This is a genomic window from Chryseobacterium kimseyorum, assembly GCF_025971945.1.
GTDB lineage: Bacteria > Bacteroidota > Bacteroidia > Flavobacteriales > Weeksellaceae > Chryseobacterium > Chryseobacterium kimseyorum.
On sequence record NZ_JAPDHW010000017.1, the window covers coordinates 38,834 to 55,151 of the forward strand.

Sequence of the window (16,318 nt, forward strand, 5' to 3'; positions counted from 1 at the left end):
GACGAATTCAAATTCAAAATAATTTCACAGTCGAATTACCAATTAAATTTAGCTTCTAAATATACACTCTCAATTCCCAAAACAATGTTCTCACCTCCCAAAACAATAATCCAACACAAAGAAATATAAAAAGAGCAGTCAGAGATCAAGACAGACCTTGCAGAATGGTAAAACGGAGAAATCCCAACTCTCAAAACACATAATTGTAAATAATAATTCTTTACTTAAATCGGTTTTAAATGCAATTTCTTAAAGATCAAAACGGCTTAATATAAACAATTTAACCTGATGCAATCGTTTACAAACGCTTTTCGTACTTTTGCACCCTACTATTTTAATGAAGTGAAATGAAACAAAAATTATTATTCTTAAGTATTTTCATCTGTGGTCTATACTTTTCGCAGAACGTGGGAATCAATACTGCTGATCCACAAATAACCCTGGATGTAAGAGGAATTCCGGCAGATAACACAAAACCCGACGGATTAATTGCGCCACGCCTGACAAGAGCACAGCTTAATGCAAAAGCATCTGTATACAGCGCTGCTCAGACGGGAGCCATTGTGTATATTACCAATATTGCAGGTGGCACTGTTGCGTCTACCGTACAAATCACAACGCTCGGATACTATTATTTTGACGGTACAGTCTGGAAATCTCTCGAACCGAAAGCAGGAACTACAGTGTTCACCGCAACTCTGGGTACAGGAGCCGGCGCCACCACAAATTTTACAGCGGGAACTTCCACTTTCGTTACTGTTCCACTTCCTGCAGTTGTTAAAAACGTCGGTGGCGGTGTTTGGAATGCCGCTAACAACACGTATGCAGCACCGGTAAGCGGAACTTATATCATTAAGTCTACCATAAGACTTACAGATGGCAGCAGTTCAAGAAACGTTTATCAGGCGGTCAACACTGTCAATTCAGATATTCCCGACGGAGTATGGCAGACCAATCCCGGAAGCGGAAGATGGACGATGCTTTACACCAGAATTGCGTATTTCAATCAGGGTGATTTAATGAGACTCTACATGTATTCAGACGGTTCACCAGCAACGGTTTCAGATGCATCTCTCAACATCTCACTGTTAAGCCCGAATTAAAATTATGGACAAATGATTTTCAATTACTTTAAATAAAAATTCTCAATCCGAAACTGGGTTGATCATTTTAAGGTAAAACAGAAATCCACCAAAACAGAAAAACCGCCTCATTGCTGAAGCGGTTTCGTTTTTATGTATAGTGTAAAACTATCTGATGATTTTAATATTGATTGCAGAGAAACCTTTAGGTGATCTTTCTTTTTCGAAAGATACTTTGTTCCCTTTCTTAATGATATCTACACAGTTGTTGCTGTGGAAGAATACATTTTCTTTAGAATTATCTTCTGTGATAAATCCGTATCCTTTATCGCTGAAAAATGTAACGATACCAGATTTGATTGGATCTTCCTCCTGAATAGGTGCTGCACCCAACTGAATGTTATCCAAACTGATAGCCTCTGTATTAGAGTTATCCGGAGGTGTACTTGTCAACTGACCGTTTGCATCTACGTACATGATCATGTCATCAAGACTTTTACCCTTGTCATTGCTGTTTTTTCGGTCTTCGCGACGTATCGCTTTTTCCTTTTGCTTCTGTAATTTTTTCTTAAAGTTTTCTTTTTTTGAGAAAGAATCCGCCATATATTATTGTATATTAATTGTTATTCTTGAATTTTAATTTAATGATTTATCATCATTTGGTCAAAGGGTATTGTTTACCATCATAAAAAGATTTCTGTTGAATTCTTCTAATGATTCCGCTGCATTCAGATAATAAATTGTTTAGAATTTATGATCGTTACCAGAAAGTTGATTGATGATTTCATCATTTTCTCTTCCTGAAAAGAAGTAGAAAGGCGTCCTGCGTATTTCAGTTGAGGTGATTCATTTTGCCGGCACAGCTATTCATTTAGAAGAAATAAAAGTGAAAAGACGGCAGTCAGAATAAAGAAAACTGAGGGATAAAGAGTATTCTAAACTGTAAAAGTTTGAGAAAAGCAGAAACCTTCTTCTTAATTATAATGCAAATATACGACAATTCCACGGATTTTGAAGACTATTATTTAAATAATTGAATTTCAGTTTATTTCTCAAGCAAAACCCGGAGCCACATATTCTTCACAGCATTATTTATCTTTCTTCTTTAAAATATAATACACCGCCTCATCCTTTTCATTATTCGTGGTATAGGCAAACTGAAAACTGTATCCGTTGGCAGACATAAAGTTCAGCGCATCCATCATCGAATTGAATTTTACATTCCTTCCACGTTCGTCTTTGATATTGGTTCCGTTTTTAAAGGATATGGATTTGGTTTCCTGCCCGAAATCAATTTCCACATTCACCTTGGTACTCAGCGAACGGCCTGTCCCAATGATCTGAACGTAGTCTACATCGATATCTTTTAAAGGAACATCATTGACAGTCTGGGCAAAACCCAATGCCGAAAGCGTAATGAATGAAAGGGTAAAAAGTTTTATCATCTGTTTAATTTTTAAGTTTTTAAAGATAATTAAATTTAAAGCAAAAAAAATCCCTCAAAAGAGGGATTCTATATAATATTTGGATGATTAGTCCTGTGGTTCGTTCAATGGTTTGTGCTCACCCGGTCTGTCTTTTCCTTCAGGATTTACCTGTCCTTCAGGTCTTGGCTTCTGGGTTGGTCTTTCAGGTCTTGGCAATAAAACTTTTCTAGAAAGTTTCATTTTTTTACGGTCATCATAACCCATAAATTTCACCTCAACTTCGTCACCTTCTTTGTAAGGAACTTTGTCTAGACGCGCCCATTCGATTTCCGAGATGTGAAGTAATCCTTCAGTACCTTTCGCAATCGCTACGAATGCTCCAAAATCCATTACTTTCACTACTTTCCCTTGGTAAACTTCACCTACAGTCGGTACAAAAGTAATCTCGTTGATTCTTGCAATCGCTTCGTTGATTTTCTCTCTGCTAACTCCGGAAATTTCAATTCTACCGATTTCGCCAACTTCTTCAATTGCGATCACAGTATCTGTATCTTTCTGCATTTGCTGAATGATTTTTCCACCAGGTCCGATTACAGCACCGATGAAATCTTTAGAGATTTCAAGCATAACCATTTTCGGAGCGTGAGGTTTCACGTCTTCTCTTGGAGCAGAAATTGTTTCGTTCAATTTATCAAGAATATGAAGTCTACCGTCTCTTGCCTGAAGAAGTGCTTTCTCCATAATGTCCATAGAAAGACCCTGAATTTTGATATCCATCTGGCAAGCCGTGATTCCGTCTGCAGTTCCTGTTACTTTAAAGTCCATATCACCTAAGTGATCTTCGTCTCCCAAGATATCAGAAAGTACAGTGAATTTTCCTGTTTTAATATCAGTTACCAATCCCATTGCAATACCTGAAACCGGTTTCTTGATCTGAACACCCGCATCCATCAGTGCTAAAGTTCCTGCACAGACAGTTGCCATAGAAGATGAACCGTTTGATTCTAAAATATCAGAAACGATACGGATTGTATAAGGATTTTCTTCCGGGATCATGTTTGCCAAAGCTCTCTGAGCTAAGTTACCGTGACCAACTTCTCTTCTTGAAGTTCCTCTCAAAGGACGTGCTTCACCAGTTGAGAACGGCGGGAAGTTATAATGTAAGAAGAATCTTTCGTCATAGTTTACCATTACGCTGTCTACCATGTTTGCATCTTTTACTGAACCTAAAGTTACAGCCGTTAAAGACTGAGTTTCACCTCTTGTAAAGATTGCAGAACCGTGAGCTCCCGGTAAATAATCGATTTCAGACCAGATCGGACGAATAGTCTGAGGATCACGACCGTCAAGACGGATTTTATCATTGATAATCATCTGACGCATCGCTTCTTTTTCCACATCGTGGAAATATACTTTAGCGAAAGGAGTAACTCTTTCAAGCTCTTCAGCATGCTCTACATACTGAGCTAAGAATTCAGCCAATACAGCTTTGAATTTCTCACCTCTCTCCTCTTTTCCAGAAGGAATTTTTGCTACTTCGTATACTTTGTCGTATGTTTCTTTCCACACTTTCTCACGGATTGCTTCGTCGTGATTTTCGTGGCTGTATTCTCTTTTTGGGAATGATTTGCCTACTTTTTCAGCCAGTCTTTCCTGAGCTTCAACCTGTTTTTTGATTTCTTCGTGAGCAAAAGTAATCGCTTCAAGCATTTCTGCTTCCGTGATTTCTTTCATCTCTCCTTCCACCATTACGATAGAATCTTTGGTTGCTCCAACCATGATGTCAAGGTCAGCCAGTTTAAGATCTTCGAAATTAGGGTTTACTGCTAATTTTCCGTCAATTCTTACTACTCTTACTTCAGACATCGGTCCGTTGAAAGGAATATCGGTGATCGCAATTGCTGCAGACGCTGCCAAACCTGCTAAATCGTCAGGAATTGACTGTCCGTCATAAGAAATTAATGAAATCATTACCTGAACTTCCGCGTGGAAATCTTCAGGGAATAATGGTCTCAGAACTCTGTCTACCAAACGCATTGTCAGGATTTCCTGATCAGATGGTCTCGCTTCTCTTCTGAAAAAGTTTCCAGGGATTTTTCCACCTGCGTAGAATTTTTCTCTGTAATCTACTGTTAATGGTAAGAAATCTACACCATCTTTTGCTTCTTTGCTGGCTACAACAGTTGCTAAAAGCATTGTTCCGCCAATTTTTACTACAACAGAACCGTCAGCCTGTTTTGCCAGTTTTCCTGTTTCTAAAGTGATCTCTCTGCCGTCTGCAAGAATGATCGTTTCTGTAATTGCTTGAGGTATACTCATAAATTGTTTTGTGTTGCACTCCGTATTGAGCGCTTTAGTTATTGATATTTCGTCTAAATTTCGTTGCAAATTTACTGTTTTTGTTTTAAATAGAATATCTAAAAGTTTTAAGCAGGTAAATATTCATTAAATGACAGAAATCCTATTGATTTTTCCTGTTGAAAATTCTGTACCCCAGCCTCCATTCAATATAATCAGCTTTGTGGAATTTAAATGACCGTAAAGCAATTCCCACCAACAGATTTCTGCCAATGGTGTACTGAAATCCAACTCTCTGGTAAAAAACAGTTTTGTCGTAGCGTCGGTCTATTTCTTTTTTAAATATATAAAATCCCGGTTGCAGCTGAATATCAAATTTTGAGATCGAAAGACGGTAAGACGGAAAAATATTGAGCAAAAGATTATCTTTCTTAAACCTTTTGGCTGTCTGAATAGCCCCTGTTTCGTCCTGATAAAACTTATTATTATAATCTTCGTCATACATCAGCCCAATTCCCAATCCTAAAGAAGATTTGTAGGTAACCTGTCTGTGATAAACGGTTTCTATTCCCCAGTTCTGATAATATTCACCTCTGAATTTTTCATTTAAATTAACATCAGAATATTCAAAACCATCATCTTTTCCAAAAAAGATCGAATGTCGCACTCCTCCGAAAACATTGACATCTAAAGTTGAATGTTTGTCAAACGCTGATAAAGTATCTTTTTTAGGGATCAGTCTTTCATTAAAATTATAGGTAAGAGAAAGTTTGGGAGAAAAAGTATTCAGTCCCTTATTAGGATGTTTCAGAGCGCCATTGGAGAAATGATTAAAATTAAGTCCGAGACCCAAATCAAAATGTTTTCCCAAGTAATATTTATAGCTGGCTCCCAGATTGATGTAGATACTGACTGATGAACCTGAAGTCTCATTTAAATATCCTTTTTCAAGGCTAAAAGGTTCCCAGCCGAATGCAAAACCTGCGCTTGTTTCATAATTCCATGAGTGAGTTTCAGCGCGCTTCATGGTTCCACCGAAGGTTCCGTAAACAGCAAAAGGCTGTCCGATATCTTTATTTTTAAGAAAATCAAGTGCTAAAATTCCACCACCATAATAAGGCAAACCGAATCTTTTGTGCCACTCTTTGCTTCCGTCGGTCTGTACAGTAAGTTCAGCTGATGCACCGACAAACTGGCGATGATCGAGTGTTTTCAGATAATCATTGGTTCCTAAAAAATTACCAATCTGCAGACTGACCGTCCCCTGCAGATTTGATTTGGGAATCGTATCCAGATCCTGACAAAAAAACATTGTGGATACCAGCAGGAATAAGTAAGAATATATGTGCTTCAAATCTTTCAGTAGAATTTAAAAAATGCAAATGTAAATATTCTGGCAGAAAAACAGATCAGCTTTGGTTATCAATTGACAATTATTGACAGATGAAAAACAAAAAAGCAACCTCTTGCGAAGTTGCTTTTATTTTTGGAAATCGGATCGATTATTTTCTTAGACCAAGTTCAGCAATAATTGCTCTGTATCTTGTGATATCTTTCTTCTTAAGATAATCTAATAAGCTTTTTCTCTTACCTACTAATTTCACCAAAGATCTCTCTGTGTTGAAATCGTGACGATTAGCCTTCAAATGCTGAGATAAGTGGTTAATTCTAAAAGTAAATAGAGCTACCTGTCCTTCAGCGCTTCCTGTGTCCTGTGCAGATTTTCCATGTTTTGCGAAAATTTCTGACTTTTTTTCTGTTGTTAAGTACATTCCAATATTGTTTAATGATTATTATGTAACGGGTGCAAAACTACAACTATTTTCGCATTCACCAAAACATTATCGATTCCATATATAAAATTTAATAGAAAAATATGTTAAAAATTTCTTAATAAAATTATGCTATCCCAGTAAAAGGCAGTAATTTTGCATAGACAAAAAGATGAAAAAATTTTTACTTTACATACTGATTCCCACTGTCTTTATCACCAGTATTTCTTCTGTGAAAGCACAGAAAGCCAATACTCACGATAAAATCAAGAAAATCTTATACTTCAATCCTGAGGTGGAACCCGATTTGGAGGAAATAAAAGAACCTACGAGCCATGCTTTCTTCAGTGCAGTTTCAGATAATGTTAGTGCATTTAGAAGAAATAAAATGCTGCGATCTGAAGTACAGGTTTCTTATGACAGCATTGATTCGAAAACAATTCTGGAATACAGCAAAAACAACGATGCTGATTTTGTAATTGTTCCTAAAGTAAAATATTTTAAAGTCGGACTGGGAAAATATGTTTTCTCAAACCAGGTTATCGTCAGTATGAAACTTTTTGATGCTGAAGGAAACTTCATTGCTGCATCTGATTATGATACCTACCGAAAAAACATGCGCCTGTTAGGTTCTGCAGAAAATTCGATTAAGATCGGAACCAATGGCGCGATGAAAAGCATTTTAAAAGAATTAAGAAAACAGAAACCCTCTTCAGAAGCAGGTTTTTAAGCTTTAATAAATCCTTAATTTTACGCGATCGTTCTCATTTGTTGAAAATTTGAATTATTTTTGCATATCCAAAAAATTCAGTTTTGAATCATACAGACGAACTTACCTTTAACCCAGCCGATATTGCCGAAAGACTTAGCGAATTGCATGCTGATGAAAGGCTGTTGGCTTTTCTGAAAGTTCCGAAAGATTATAAAGCTGACGTTTTCTCACATTTAGATCCGGATTTCCAGGAAGAAACCATCAGAAGCATCGGCAGCGACGAAGTTTCAGAGATTCTGAATGCCATGACTCCGGATGACAGAACTGCACTTTTCGAAGATTTCCCGGACGAGCTGATTAAATATTCGATCAACCACCTTAATCCACAGGAAAGAAGAATTGCCTTAAAGCTTCTGGGTTACGATTCTGATTCTATTGCCCGTCTGATGACGCCTTATTACATCCAGATCCGAAAAGAATGGACGGTAAAAAGATGTCTGCAGCAAATTAAAAAAGTCGGAAAAAGAGTGGAAACCATCAATCATCTGTATGTAGTGGATGAACGAAACCGCCTGATCGACGATTTGGCACTGGGAAGTTTGCTGTTGGTTGAAGAAGATACTCTGGTTTCAGATCTTACCGATAATCAGTTTGTCGCTATCAAAACGACAACTTCAAAAGAAGATGCGGTAACCTATTTTGAAAAATACGACAGAACTGCACTTCCTATCATTACTGACGCAGGAGTTTTGGTGGGTATTGTGACAATCGATGACATTCTGGATCAGATTGAATCGCAAAACACCGAAGATATTCAGAAATTTGGGGGTGTTGAAGCTTTGGATGACCCTTATATACAGACGCATTGGTTTGAAATGATTAAAAAAAGAGGTCTTTGGCTGATTGTTTTATTCTTTCTTCAGTTGATTACCGCTTCTGTAATGGGTTATTATGAAAATGAAATAGAAAAAGCTGTTGTTCTGGCACTTTTTATTCCTCTAATTATATCAAGTGGCGGAAATTCAGGTTCACAGGCTGCAACATTGATTATCCGCGCAATGGCACTTCAGGAAATTACCATTAAAGACTGGTGGATTGTAATGAAAAAAGAGTTGGTCACAGGTCTTATTTTAGGAACTTTCCTCGGAGTTATTGGTTTTTTCAGAATTATGATCTGGCATGAAATGGGCTGGTTTGACTACGGTGACTACTGGTTTTTCATCGGTATAAGTGCCGGAATTTCATTAGCTATGATTGTACTTTGGGGAACTTTATCCGGATCAATGGTTCCTTTTATTCTTAAAAAATTCAATCTTGACCCTGCAACTTCTTCTGCACCTTTCGTGGCAACTTTGGTAGACGTTACCGGTTTAATTATTTACTTTACGATTGCCGGACTTTTCTTAACCGGAAAACTTTTGTAATTTTAGACAAAGTCTAAGATTTTATGAAAGTCATTTCTTTAGTTCCTTCAATTACTGAAGCCTTATTTGATTTGGGATTAACCGAAAAGGAAATCATCGGAAGAACAAAATTCTGTATTCACCCTGCTGAAAAAGTTAAAAATGTTGAAATCATCGGTGGAACGAAAAATCTGAATATTGAAAAAATAAGAAGTTTACATCCCGATTTAATTTTAGCCAATAAAGAAGAGAACGTCAAAGAGCAGATTGAATCTCTGATGAACGATTTCAAAGTGACTGTTTATAATACAGAAACTATTGAAGACAATTATTATTTGGTTAAAAATTTGGGCTTGCTTTTTAATAAAGAAGAAAGGGCGCAGACATTTAATCTGAAAATTTACGATGTTCTTTATCAGGCTAAAATAAATTCTAAAGTAAAAGCTGCTTATCTGATTTGGAAGAATCCTTATATGACAGTGGGTTCAGACACTTTTATTCATAATGTGCTATCAGAAATAGGTTTTGAAAATATATTTAAAAATCAAACGCGTTATCCGGAAATCAGGGCTGAAGATTTGGCCGAAGCAGATGTGATTATGCTTTCTTCTGAACCCTTCCCTTTCAAGGAAAAACATATTGCTGAGCTTAAAGAAGTTTATCCACAAAAAAAGATAATGATTGTTGATGGCGAAGCTTTTTCCTGGTACGGAACTCATATTGCGAAGTGCGAGAGTTATTTCAGAGAATTAATTCTTGAATTTGACCGCTGAGAAAAAGTTCTAAAGCTTCCACTTTCATTTACAAAAATAAAACTCTGTATTCAGGACAAATCTGCCTATTTTGGTCTTATTGTTGAATAGTATCCGGTATCAATTTTAATGTATCTGATCATGAAAAAGCATATCGTAATCGTTGGTGGCGGGTTTGCCGGTGTACACATCATAAAATCTTTAAAAAACGATCAGCGTTTTCGGATCACATTAGTCGACAAAAATAATTATCATTTCTTTCCACCTCTTATTTATCAGGTTGCCACATCATTTATTCAGGCATCGAACATCAGCTATCCTTTCAGAAAAATGATTTCCGACTCCAGGAATGTACATTTTCATATGGGAAGTCTGGTAAAGGTGAATCCTGAAAGCAAAACAATAGAAACTGACACGGGAACTTTGAGCTACGATCATTTGGTGCTGGCTTTGGGTACGGAATCGAACTTTTTCGGAATGGAAAATGTACAGAAATGTGCACTTCCTATGAAAAATATTGAAGAAGCACTGTACCTGCGAAATCATATGCTACTTAATCTGGAGGAAGCCGCAAGAAATAAAGATATCAAAAAAGCACAGCGTCTGCAAAATATTGTCATTGCCGGTGGAGGACCAACCGGAGTAGAATTAGCAGGAATGCTCGCAGAGATGGGTAAATACATCGCAGAAAAAGAATATCCAGAAATGAAACTGGGACTGTCAAATATCTACCTGATTGACGCTTTGCCTACACTTCTATCTCCGATGAGCAAGATGGCTCAGGAAACAGCGTATAACAAACTGAAAAAGCTGGGTGTAAAAATTCAGCTTAACATTTCTGTAAAAGATTATGTGGACAATAAAGTAATTCTATCAGACGGAAACACAATAGAAACGGAAACATTAATCTGGACTTCAGGTGTTATCGGGCGTGAAGTTCCCGGTCTGCCCAGCGAAAGTGTGGCTAAAGGCCGCAGAATTTTGGTAGATCAATTCAATAAGGTAAATGGGGTCAATGACATTTATGCACTGGGAGATATCTGTCTTCAGCTGACTGACCCAAATTTCACTAAAGGACATCCACAGCTCGCACAGGTGGCGATACAGCAGGGAAAAAACTTAGGTACGAATTTCAAAAAAATGGAAAAGTCTGAGAAACTGAATTCTTTTAAATACAATGACAAAGGCAGTATGGCGATTATTTCAAAATTCAACGCGGTGGTGGATTTGCCTAAATTCTCGTTCAATGGATTCTTAGCATGGCTCACATGGTTATTTATTCATGTGATTCCTTTGGTGAGTTTCCGAAGCAAAATAAGACTGGCTTTAGACTGGTTTAGGTTATTTATTACCAATAATCCTTCGATACGACTCATACTGTATCCAAAAAAGAATGCCAACCAATAGAAAGATTTGGCAATCAATATTCTATCAAATTCTATATAAATTAATTAAGATATGTTAAATCGGGATTAAGGATCAGCTGGAAATTCTGGACTGGTCTAATGTTTCTGCGCAGTACATTTTATATTTATCCAACTCAAGCTTAAAACATCCTAAGACAAACTCACTATAATACAGCTGAGCCTTTAATGACATGGTTCTTGAGTGTAAATCGAGTTTTTCGGTAAGAATAATTTTTCCGTTGTGGCTGATTGAAAAATAGGCGAATAGCTTATTTCTGGATTTCTTAATAGGATTTGCATAACCGGTCACCGCTATTGACCAATCGCTTTTGAAGATATTGGCAACATTTAAAGCCATTGATTCAGCGATTTCGGGAGAAACACCGTCAGATGCCGGAGTTTTACCTTCATCTATTTTCAAGACGTTAATTTTTTCTGTAACTGTATATGCTGTAATTCCACCTTTAAAAAACTGAGATGCATCGGTCATTTGCGAAAATGAGAACTGAAGAAATCCTGCAGTGACACTCTCTGCTATAGAAACGGTCTCATGAATTGATGAAAGTTCTGTACCGATATATTCCAGCAGGTTTTGCAATTCTACGATAAAATTGATAAAAGATTTAGCGGAAAGCTGCTCTTTAGTGAGGTCGATTTTTGTAGGTTTTAAAATCATTATAAATCTTTTATATCTTGTAGATGATTAACAGTAGATGAGATGATGTCTGAATATTATCTTTTATAAAAATTATATTTTTTTGAATGATATTCTATTATGAGTATCAATCCTGACATTAATCAGTGAACACCCAGTATGTTAAGCGACAATCTAAAATCAAGCCAATAATTTCAATTTTTTGCGTATTGACAGTTATTTCAGACGTATTTCCGAAAAAAAAGACTGCAGGTTGAGATTCTTTCTGTACACTATGATTCAGGTCATAGTAATCAGTTTAGAAACTCCTTTTCATTATGGAAAATTGACAACCCAAAAAAAGGGATGAAGAGATTTCTATTTAATTTTAATTATTACAAAAAATAACATTGTTTTTTATTAGATCGTTATTTTTGCTAAATTAATTTTCTACAATTATTATAAAAAAATGAGCAATCCATTTCCTACAAATAAGCAGATTAAAGTGGTTTCTACTTTTTCTGAATTAGTCGCTACAAATTTTCAAGGTGATCAAAACGCGGTTTGCTGGAACAGGAATTTGAACGGAGATTTTAAAGAAATTGTATCAAAACTCAGATTAAAAGAAAATATTACCGAAATTGATACTGAAGATCTATTAGATTTAGAACTTTCTGAAAATGGTGAATTTGCAAGGCAGATTATTCTCAATGATTTACGGCTGTTAACTGATTTTGGAGCATTGCCATCACTCAACTTGCTCAAAAATTATGAGCGCGATGAAGAATTCGACTTTATTTCAACAGACGTTTATTCATATCATGTCGATCGGTCGCCCATTGGTACGAGTACTTTTTTATGCACCTATTACGGGGTGGCAAGTGATATTTTACCGAATGATCAGGCTGTTCAAAAAATCTTAATTCCAGAAATCCGGGAAAAACTGAAAAAATTACATAACGGTCCTGAGAAGGAATTTGAAATCTTTTTGGAAGAAAATTATTTTGATCTTCATTATCAGGCTAACCCCGATTCACAGCCCACAAATCTTGGGCTGGGTAATCTCTGGAAGCTGGCAGTGGATCATCCTCAGCAGAAAGTTCTCCCATGTATTCACAGAGCGCCGGTAGAAAATGATGGCGAATACCGACTCCTTTTAATTTGTTAGTCAAAATTCATAATAATTGCGCAATCGATTACTTTTGATTAACTACGATGTTTTTTTGGTCAAATCAGCATGCCTGTAAACTCATCAAATCATTAAATAACAAATGATTTTATTTAACAGAAAATCGTATAAATAATTAATCTTCAACATTTAACAGAAACAAATCGAGAGGCTTATCATAAAACTGAAGGTATGTTCATGTATCATTTAAAATCATTAGTTTTAAAATCATATTCTTTCATTGAAAAAGGGTGAAAATATATTTAATTACTACAGAATGATCAAAAGTAAAATATCTTTTTTTATTGTCGGAGCAGTACTGTCTGTTTCTGTTCACGCACAGCAAAATTTAAAATTAACATATAACAAAGCCGCAGAAAATTGGAATGAAGCTCTGCCCATCGGAAATGGGAAGTTGGGCGCAATGGTTTTTGGTGGAGCAAGCCGGGAACATCTGCAGTTGAATGAAGAAACAATCTGGGCCGGAGAACCGGGAAACAATGTTCCTAAAAATACGTTCGACAGCATACAGAAAGTACGAAAGTTAATAAATGAGGGTCAGTTTGAGAAAGCTCAGGATCTTACCAACAACACGTACCCACGAACAGCTCCGAAAGATTTAAATTATGGGATGCCGTACCAGACAATGGGCGACTTGTTTTTAGATTTTAAGGATCATGAAAATTTTAAGAATTATAACCGTACTTTAGATATTGAAAAAGCCATCTCTACGGTTTCTTACGAAGTTAACGGCGTGACTTTCAAACGCAAGATCTTCTCATCATTTGCGGATAATGTGATTGTCATTAAATTATCTTCAAGCAAAAAAGGAAGTTTAAATTTCAATATTAATGCAACTACTCCACATATAAAGAAATCAATTTTCACTGAGAAAAACCAATTGGTTATCAATGGAACAAGCGGATCTGTTGATAATAAAACTGGGAAAATCAATTTTAAAACAGTAGCACTTCCGGTTTTAAAAGGTGGAAAATTAACTTCAACGAATGATCAGTTGAGTATTTCAGGAGCAGATGAAGTGGTGATCTACATTTCTATTGCGACCAATTTTAAAAAGTACAATGACATTTCCGGTAATCCCGACACCAGAGTTTCGGAATATTTAAGTAAAGCTTTAAATAAAAAATATGATGCTGAACTCAAAGATCATATTAATAATTATCAAAAATATTTCAAACGTGTCGAATTAAATTTAGGTACGACAGGACAGGCGAAAAAAACGACGGACATCAGAATCAAAGAATTCGGAAATTCACAGGATCCCGATTTGGTAGCATTGTATTTTCAGTTTGGAAGATATCTTTTGATCTCCTCTTCACAACAGGGAACGCAGCCTGCGAACCTACAGGGAATTTGGAATTATCAGCTGAATCCGGCCTGGGACAGCAAATATACGGTCAACATTAATACGGAAATGAATTACTGGCCTGCAGAAAACACCAACCTTTCTGAAATGCACGAGCCATTATTTGATATGATTCAGGATTTATCAGTCACAGGTCAGGAATCTGCCAGAGAAATGTATCACGCCAGAGGCTGGAATATGCACCACAATACCGATCTATGGCGAATCACGGGAATTGTGGATGGAGGTTTTTATGGAATGTGGCCAATGGGCGGTGCATGGTTAACCCAGCATGTTTGGAATCACTATCTGTATACTGGTGATAAGGAATTTTTAAAGAAAAATTACGAAGCTTTAAAAGGCTGCACACTGTTTTACCTGGATGTCCTTCAGCAGGATCCTTCTAAAAAATATCTTGTGGTTTCGCCTTCAATGTCACCCGAAAACAAGTACTTTAAAAATGTAAGCATCACGGCAGGAACCACGATGGACAATCAGTTGGTTTTTGATGTTTTTAATAATTTCATCAATGCTTCAAAAGTCTTGAATCAGGACAAAATGCTTTCTGAAGAAGTTAAAAATGCTTTATCAAAACTTCCGCCAATGCAGATCGGACAACACGGTCAGTTGCAGGAATGGCTTACCGACATGGACAGAACGGATGATAAGCACAGGCATATTTCACATCTTTACGGACTTTTTCCGTCAGGACAAATTTCGCCTTTCAGAAATGCAGATTTAGCTGAAGCTGCAAAAAACTCAATGATCTACCGTGGCGACAAATCTACAGGCTGGTCTATGGGCTGGAAAGTGAACTGGTGGGCAAGATTACTGGATGGAAACCGTGCCTTTAAGCTTATCTCAGACCAGCTTACTCCTGCACCCATGGAAGCAAAAGGTCAGTCTGGAGGAACATATCCTAATCTTCTGGATGCTCATCCACCATTTCAGATCGATGGAAATTTCGGCTGCACTTCAGGAATTGCAGAGATGCTATTGCAAAGTTATGACGGCTATCTATATCTGCTGCCGGCACTTCCGGACGCTTTACCAAATGGTTATGTAAAAGGTTTGAGAGCAAGAGGCGGTTTTGAAATTGATATGGACTGGAAAAATTCTAAACTGACAAAACTGGCCATTAAATCTACGTTAGGTGGGAATGCAAGAATAAGAATTGCAAAGAATTTAAATTTAAATTCTAAAAGCAGTTTAACCTCAGCAAAAGGAGAAAATACAAACGAATACTATCATGTTGATCTGATCAAAACTCCTTTGAGATCAGCCAAAGCAGACTTGAAAAGTTTTACCGTTCCCGAAACAGAAATGTTTGATTTTAAAACTGAAAAAGGAAAAACGTATATTTTCGAGGTGAAGTAATTTTTAAAAATAAAACGATATTTCAAAAGAAATCCTGAACGTAACTGATCAGGATTTTATTTTGTCTTTTCCGGATATTAATAGATATTCGCCAAACCTCCATCCAGAGGAATACTTGCTCCTGTAAGATAAGATGCATAATCAGAAGACAAGAAAGCAACGAGATGACCATATTCTTCAGGTTTACCCAGGCGTTTCATCGGGATTTTATTTTCTCTGACTTTCAGAATTTCTTCTTTGGAAATATTTTTCTGTTCAGATTCTACGGCGATTAATTTCTGAATTCTTTCAGTATCAAAATATCCAGTGAGCACATTATTGATGGTGATCTGATGCTGAGCAACTTCATTAGACAAAGATTTTGACCAGGCAACAACTGCAGAACGTGTAGAGTTTGAAAGCACCAAGTTGGGAATTGGTTCTTTTACAGAAAGTGATGAAACATTGATAATTCTCCCCCACTTTTTTTCTATCATCGATGGTAAAGCCAATGCTGTCGTTTCGAAAACGGTTTTAAAAAGAAGATCAAAAGCGGTCTGGAAATCTTCTACCCTTTTCTCAAGTGCAGATCCTGCTTCCGGACCATTAGTATTATTGACCAAAATATCAACAGAATTACTTTGAAAATATTTAGATATAATTGTTTTGAAACTTACAAAATCTGAAAAATCTGCAACCAGATATTGGTGTTTCTGATTTTCGTTCACAACGGGTAGTGCAGCCAATGAATTTCGAAGTTTATCCTCGTTACGGGACATCAGAGTCACATTGGCTCCGCATCTTGCCAGTTCTGTTGCAATGCCAGCTCCTATTCCACCGGTGGCTGCACCGACTAATGCATTTTTATTGGTAAGGTCAATATTCATAAGCTAATTTTAAATTTTTTTGATAAAACAGGATGTGATAGATTATAAAAGAAAA

Annotated in this window: 14 protein-coding genes; 7 read left to right on the forward strand and 7 right to left on the reverse strand. The window is 36.6% G+C overall.

Going from position 1 to position 16,318, the window contains the following annotated elements; genetic code table 11:
• Positions 1-347 precede the first annotated feature (347 nt).
• On the forward strand, positions 348-1,103 hold the full coding sequence (locus OMO38_RS17615) for a hypothetical protein (RefSeq protein ID WP_264751501.1): 756 nt from the start codon (positions 348-350) through the stop codon (positions 1,101-1,103).
• A gap of 147 nt (positions 1,104-1,250) precedes the next feature.
• Here OMO38_RS17615 and OMO38_RS17620 read toward each other — a convergent pair whose 3' ends face one another.
• The 5 genes from OMO38_RS17620 to rpsO all read right to left on the reverse strand — a co-directional run bounded on the left by OMO38_RS17620 (position 1,251) and on the right by rpsO (position 6,579).
• Complete coding sequence (locus OMO38_RS17620) at positions 1,251-1,685, reverse strand: cold-shock protein (protein WP_264751502.1); 435 nt, start codon at positions 1,683-1,685, stop codon at positions 1,251-1,253.
• Between the two features lie 485 nt (positions 1,686-2,170).
• Complete coding sequence (locus OMO38_RS17625; protein ID WP_264751503.1) at positions 2,171-2,527, reverse strand: hypothetical protein; 357 nt, start codon at positions 2,525-2,527, stop codon at positions 2,171-2,173.
• 87 nt (positions 2,528-2,614) lie between these two features.
• Entirely contained in the window at positions 2,615-4,828 is a 2,214-nt protein-coding gene (locus OMO38_RS17630; RefSeq protein WP_264751504.1) for a polyribonucleotide nucleotidyltransferase, read from the reverse strand.
• 142 nt (positions 4,829-4,970) lie between these two features.
• Complete coding sequence (locus OMO38_RS17635) at positions 4,971-6,161, reverse strand: acyloxyacyl hydrolase (RefSeq protein ID WP_264751505.1); 1,191 nt, start codon at positions 6,159-6,161, stop codon at positions 4,971-4,973.
• A gap of 148 nt (positions 6,162-6,309) precedes the next feature.
• On the reverse strand, positions 6,310-6,579 hold the full coding sequence (gene rpsO, locus OMO38_RS17640) for a 30S ribosomal protein S15 (RefSeq protein ID WP_263001145.1): 270 nt from the start codon (positions 6,577-6,579) through the stop codon (positions 6,310-6,312).
• 172 nt (positions 6,580-6,751) lie between these two features.
• Here rpsO and OMO38_RS17645 point away from each other — a divergent pair, with 172 nt between their 5' ends.
• From OMO38_RS17645 to OMO38_RS17660, 4 genes are all read left to right on the forward strand, one after another.
• Entirely contained in the window at positions 6,752-7,309 is a 558-nt protein-coding gene (locus tag OMO38_RS17645; protein ID WP_264751506.1) for a pyruvate decarboxylase, read from the forward strand.
• An 83-nt stretch (positions 7,310-7,392) separates the two neighbouring features.
• Complete coding sequence (gene mgtE / locus OMO38_RS17650) at positions 7,393-8,715, forward strand: magnesium transporter (protein ID WP_264751507.1); 1,323 nt, start codon at positions 7,393-7,395, stop codon at positions 8,713-8,715.
• Between the two features lie 23 nt (positions 8,716-8,738).
• Positions 8,739-9,467: an ABC transporter substrate-binding protein gene (locus tag OMO38_RS17655; protein ID WP_264751508.1), complete on the forward strand. Its 729-nt coding sequence runs from the start codon at positions 8,739-8,741 to the stop codon at positions 9,465-9,467.
• 120 nt (positions 9,468-9,587) lie between these two features.
• Positions 9,588-10,853: an NAD(P)/FAD-dependent oxidoreductase gene (locus OMO38_RS17660; RefSeq protein WP_264751509.1), complete on the forward strand. Its 1,266-nt coding sequence runs from the start codon at positions 9,588-9,590 to the stop codon at positions 10,851-10,853.
• A 72-nt stretch (positions 10,854-10,925) separates the two neighbouring features.
• Here the strand turns inward: OMO38_RS17660 and OMO38_RS17665 are convergent, their stop codons facing one another.
• Complete coding sequence (locus tag OMO38_RS17665) at positions 10,926-11,528, reverse strand: CinA family protein (RefSeq protein WP_264751510.1); 603 nt, start codon at positions 11,526-11,528, stop codon at positions 10,926-10,928.
• A gap of 427 nt (positions 11,529-11,955) precedes the next feature.
• Here OMO38_RS17665 and OMO38_RS17670 point away from each other — a divergent pair, with 427 nt between their 5' ends.
• Together OMO38_RS17670 and OMO38_RS17675 are read left to right on the forward strand one after the other, a co-directional pair.
• Positions 11,956-12,654: a DUF1826 domain-containing protein gene (locus OMO38_RS17670; RefSeq protein WP_264751511.1), complete on the forward strand. Its 699-nt coding sequence runs from the start codon at positions 11,956-11,958 to the stop codon at positions 12,652-12,654.
• Positions 12,655-12,931: 277 nt separating this feature from the next.
• Positions 12,932-15,397, forward strand: a complete 2,466-nt coding sequence (locus OMO38_RS17675; RefSeq protein ID WP_264751512.1) for a glycoside hydrolase family 95 protein — start codon at positions 12,932-12,934, stop codon at positions 15,395-15,397.
• A 77-nt stretch (positions 15,398-15,474) separates the two neighbouring features.
• Here OMO38_RS17675 and OMO38_RS17680 read toward each other — a convergent pair whose 3' ends face one another.
• On the reverse strand, positions 15,475-16,263 hold the full coding sequence (locus OMO38_RS17680; RefSeq protein WP_264751513.1) for an SDR family oxidoreductase: 789 nt from the start codon (positions 16,261-16,263) through the stop codon (positions 15,475-15,477).
• Between the last annotated feature and the right edge of the window lie 55 nt (positions 16,264-16,318).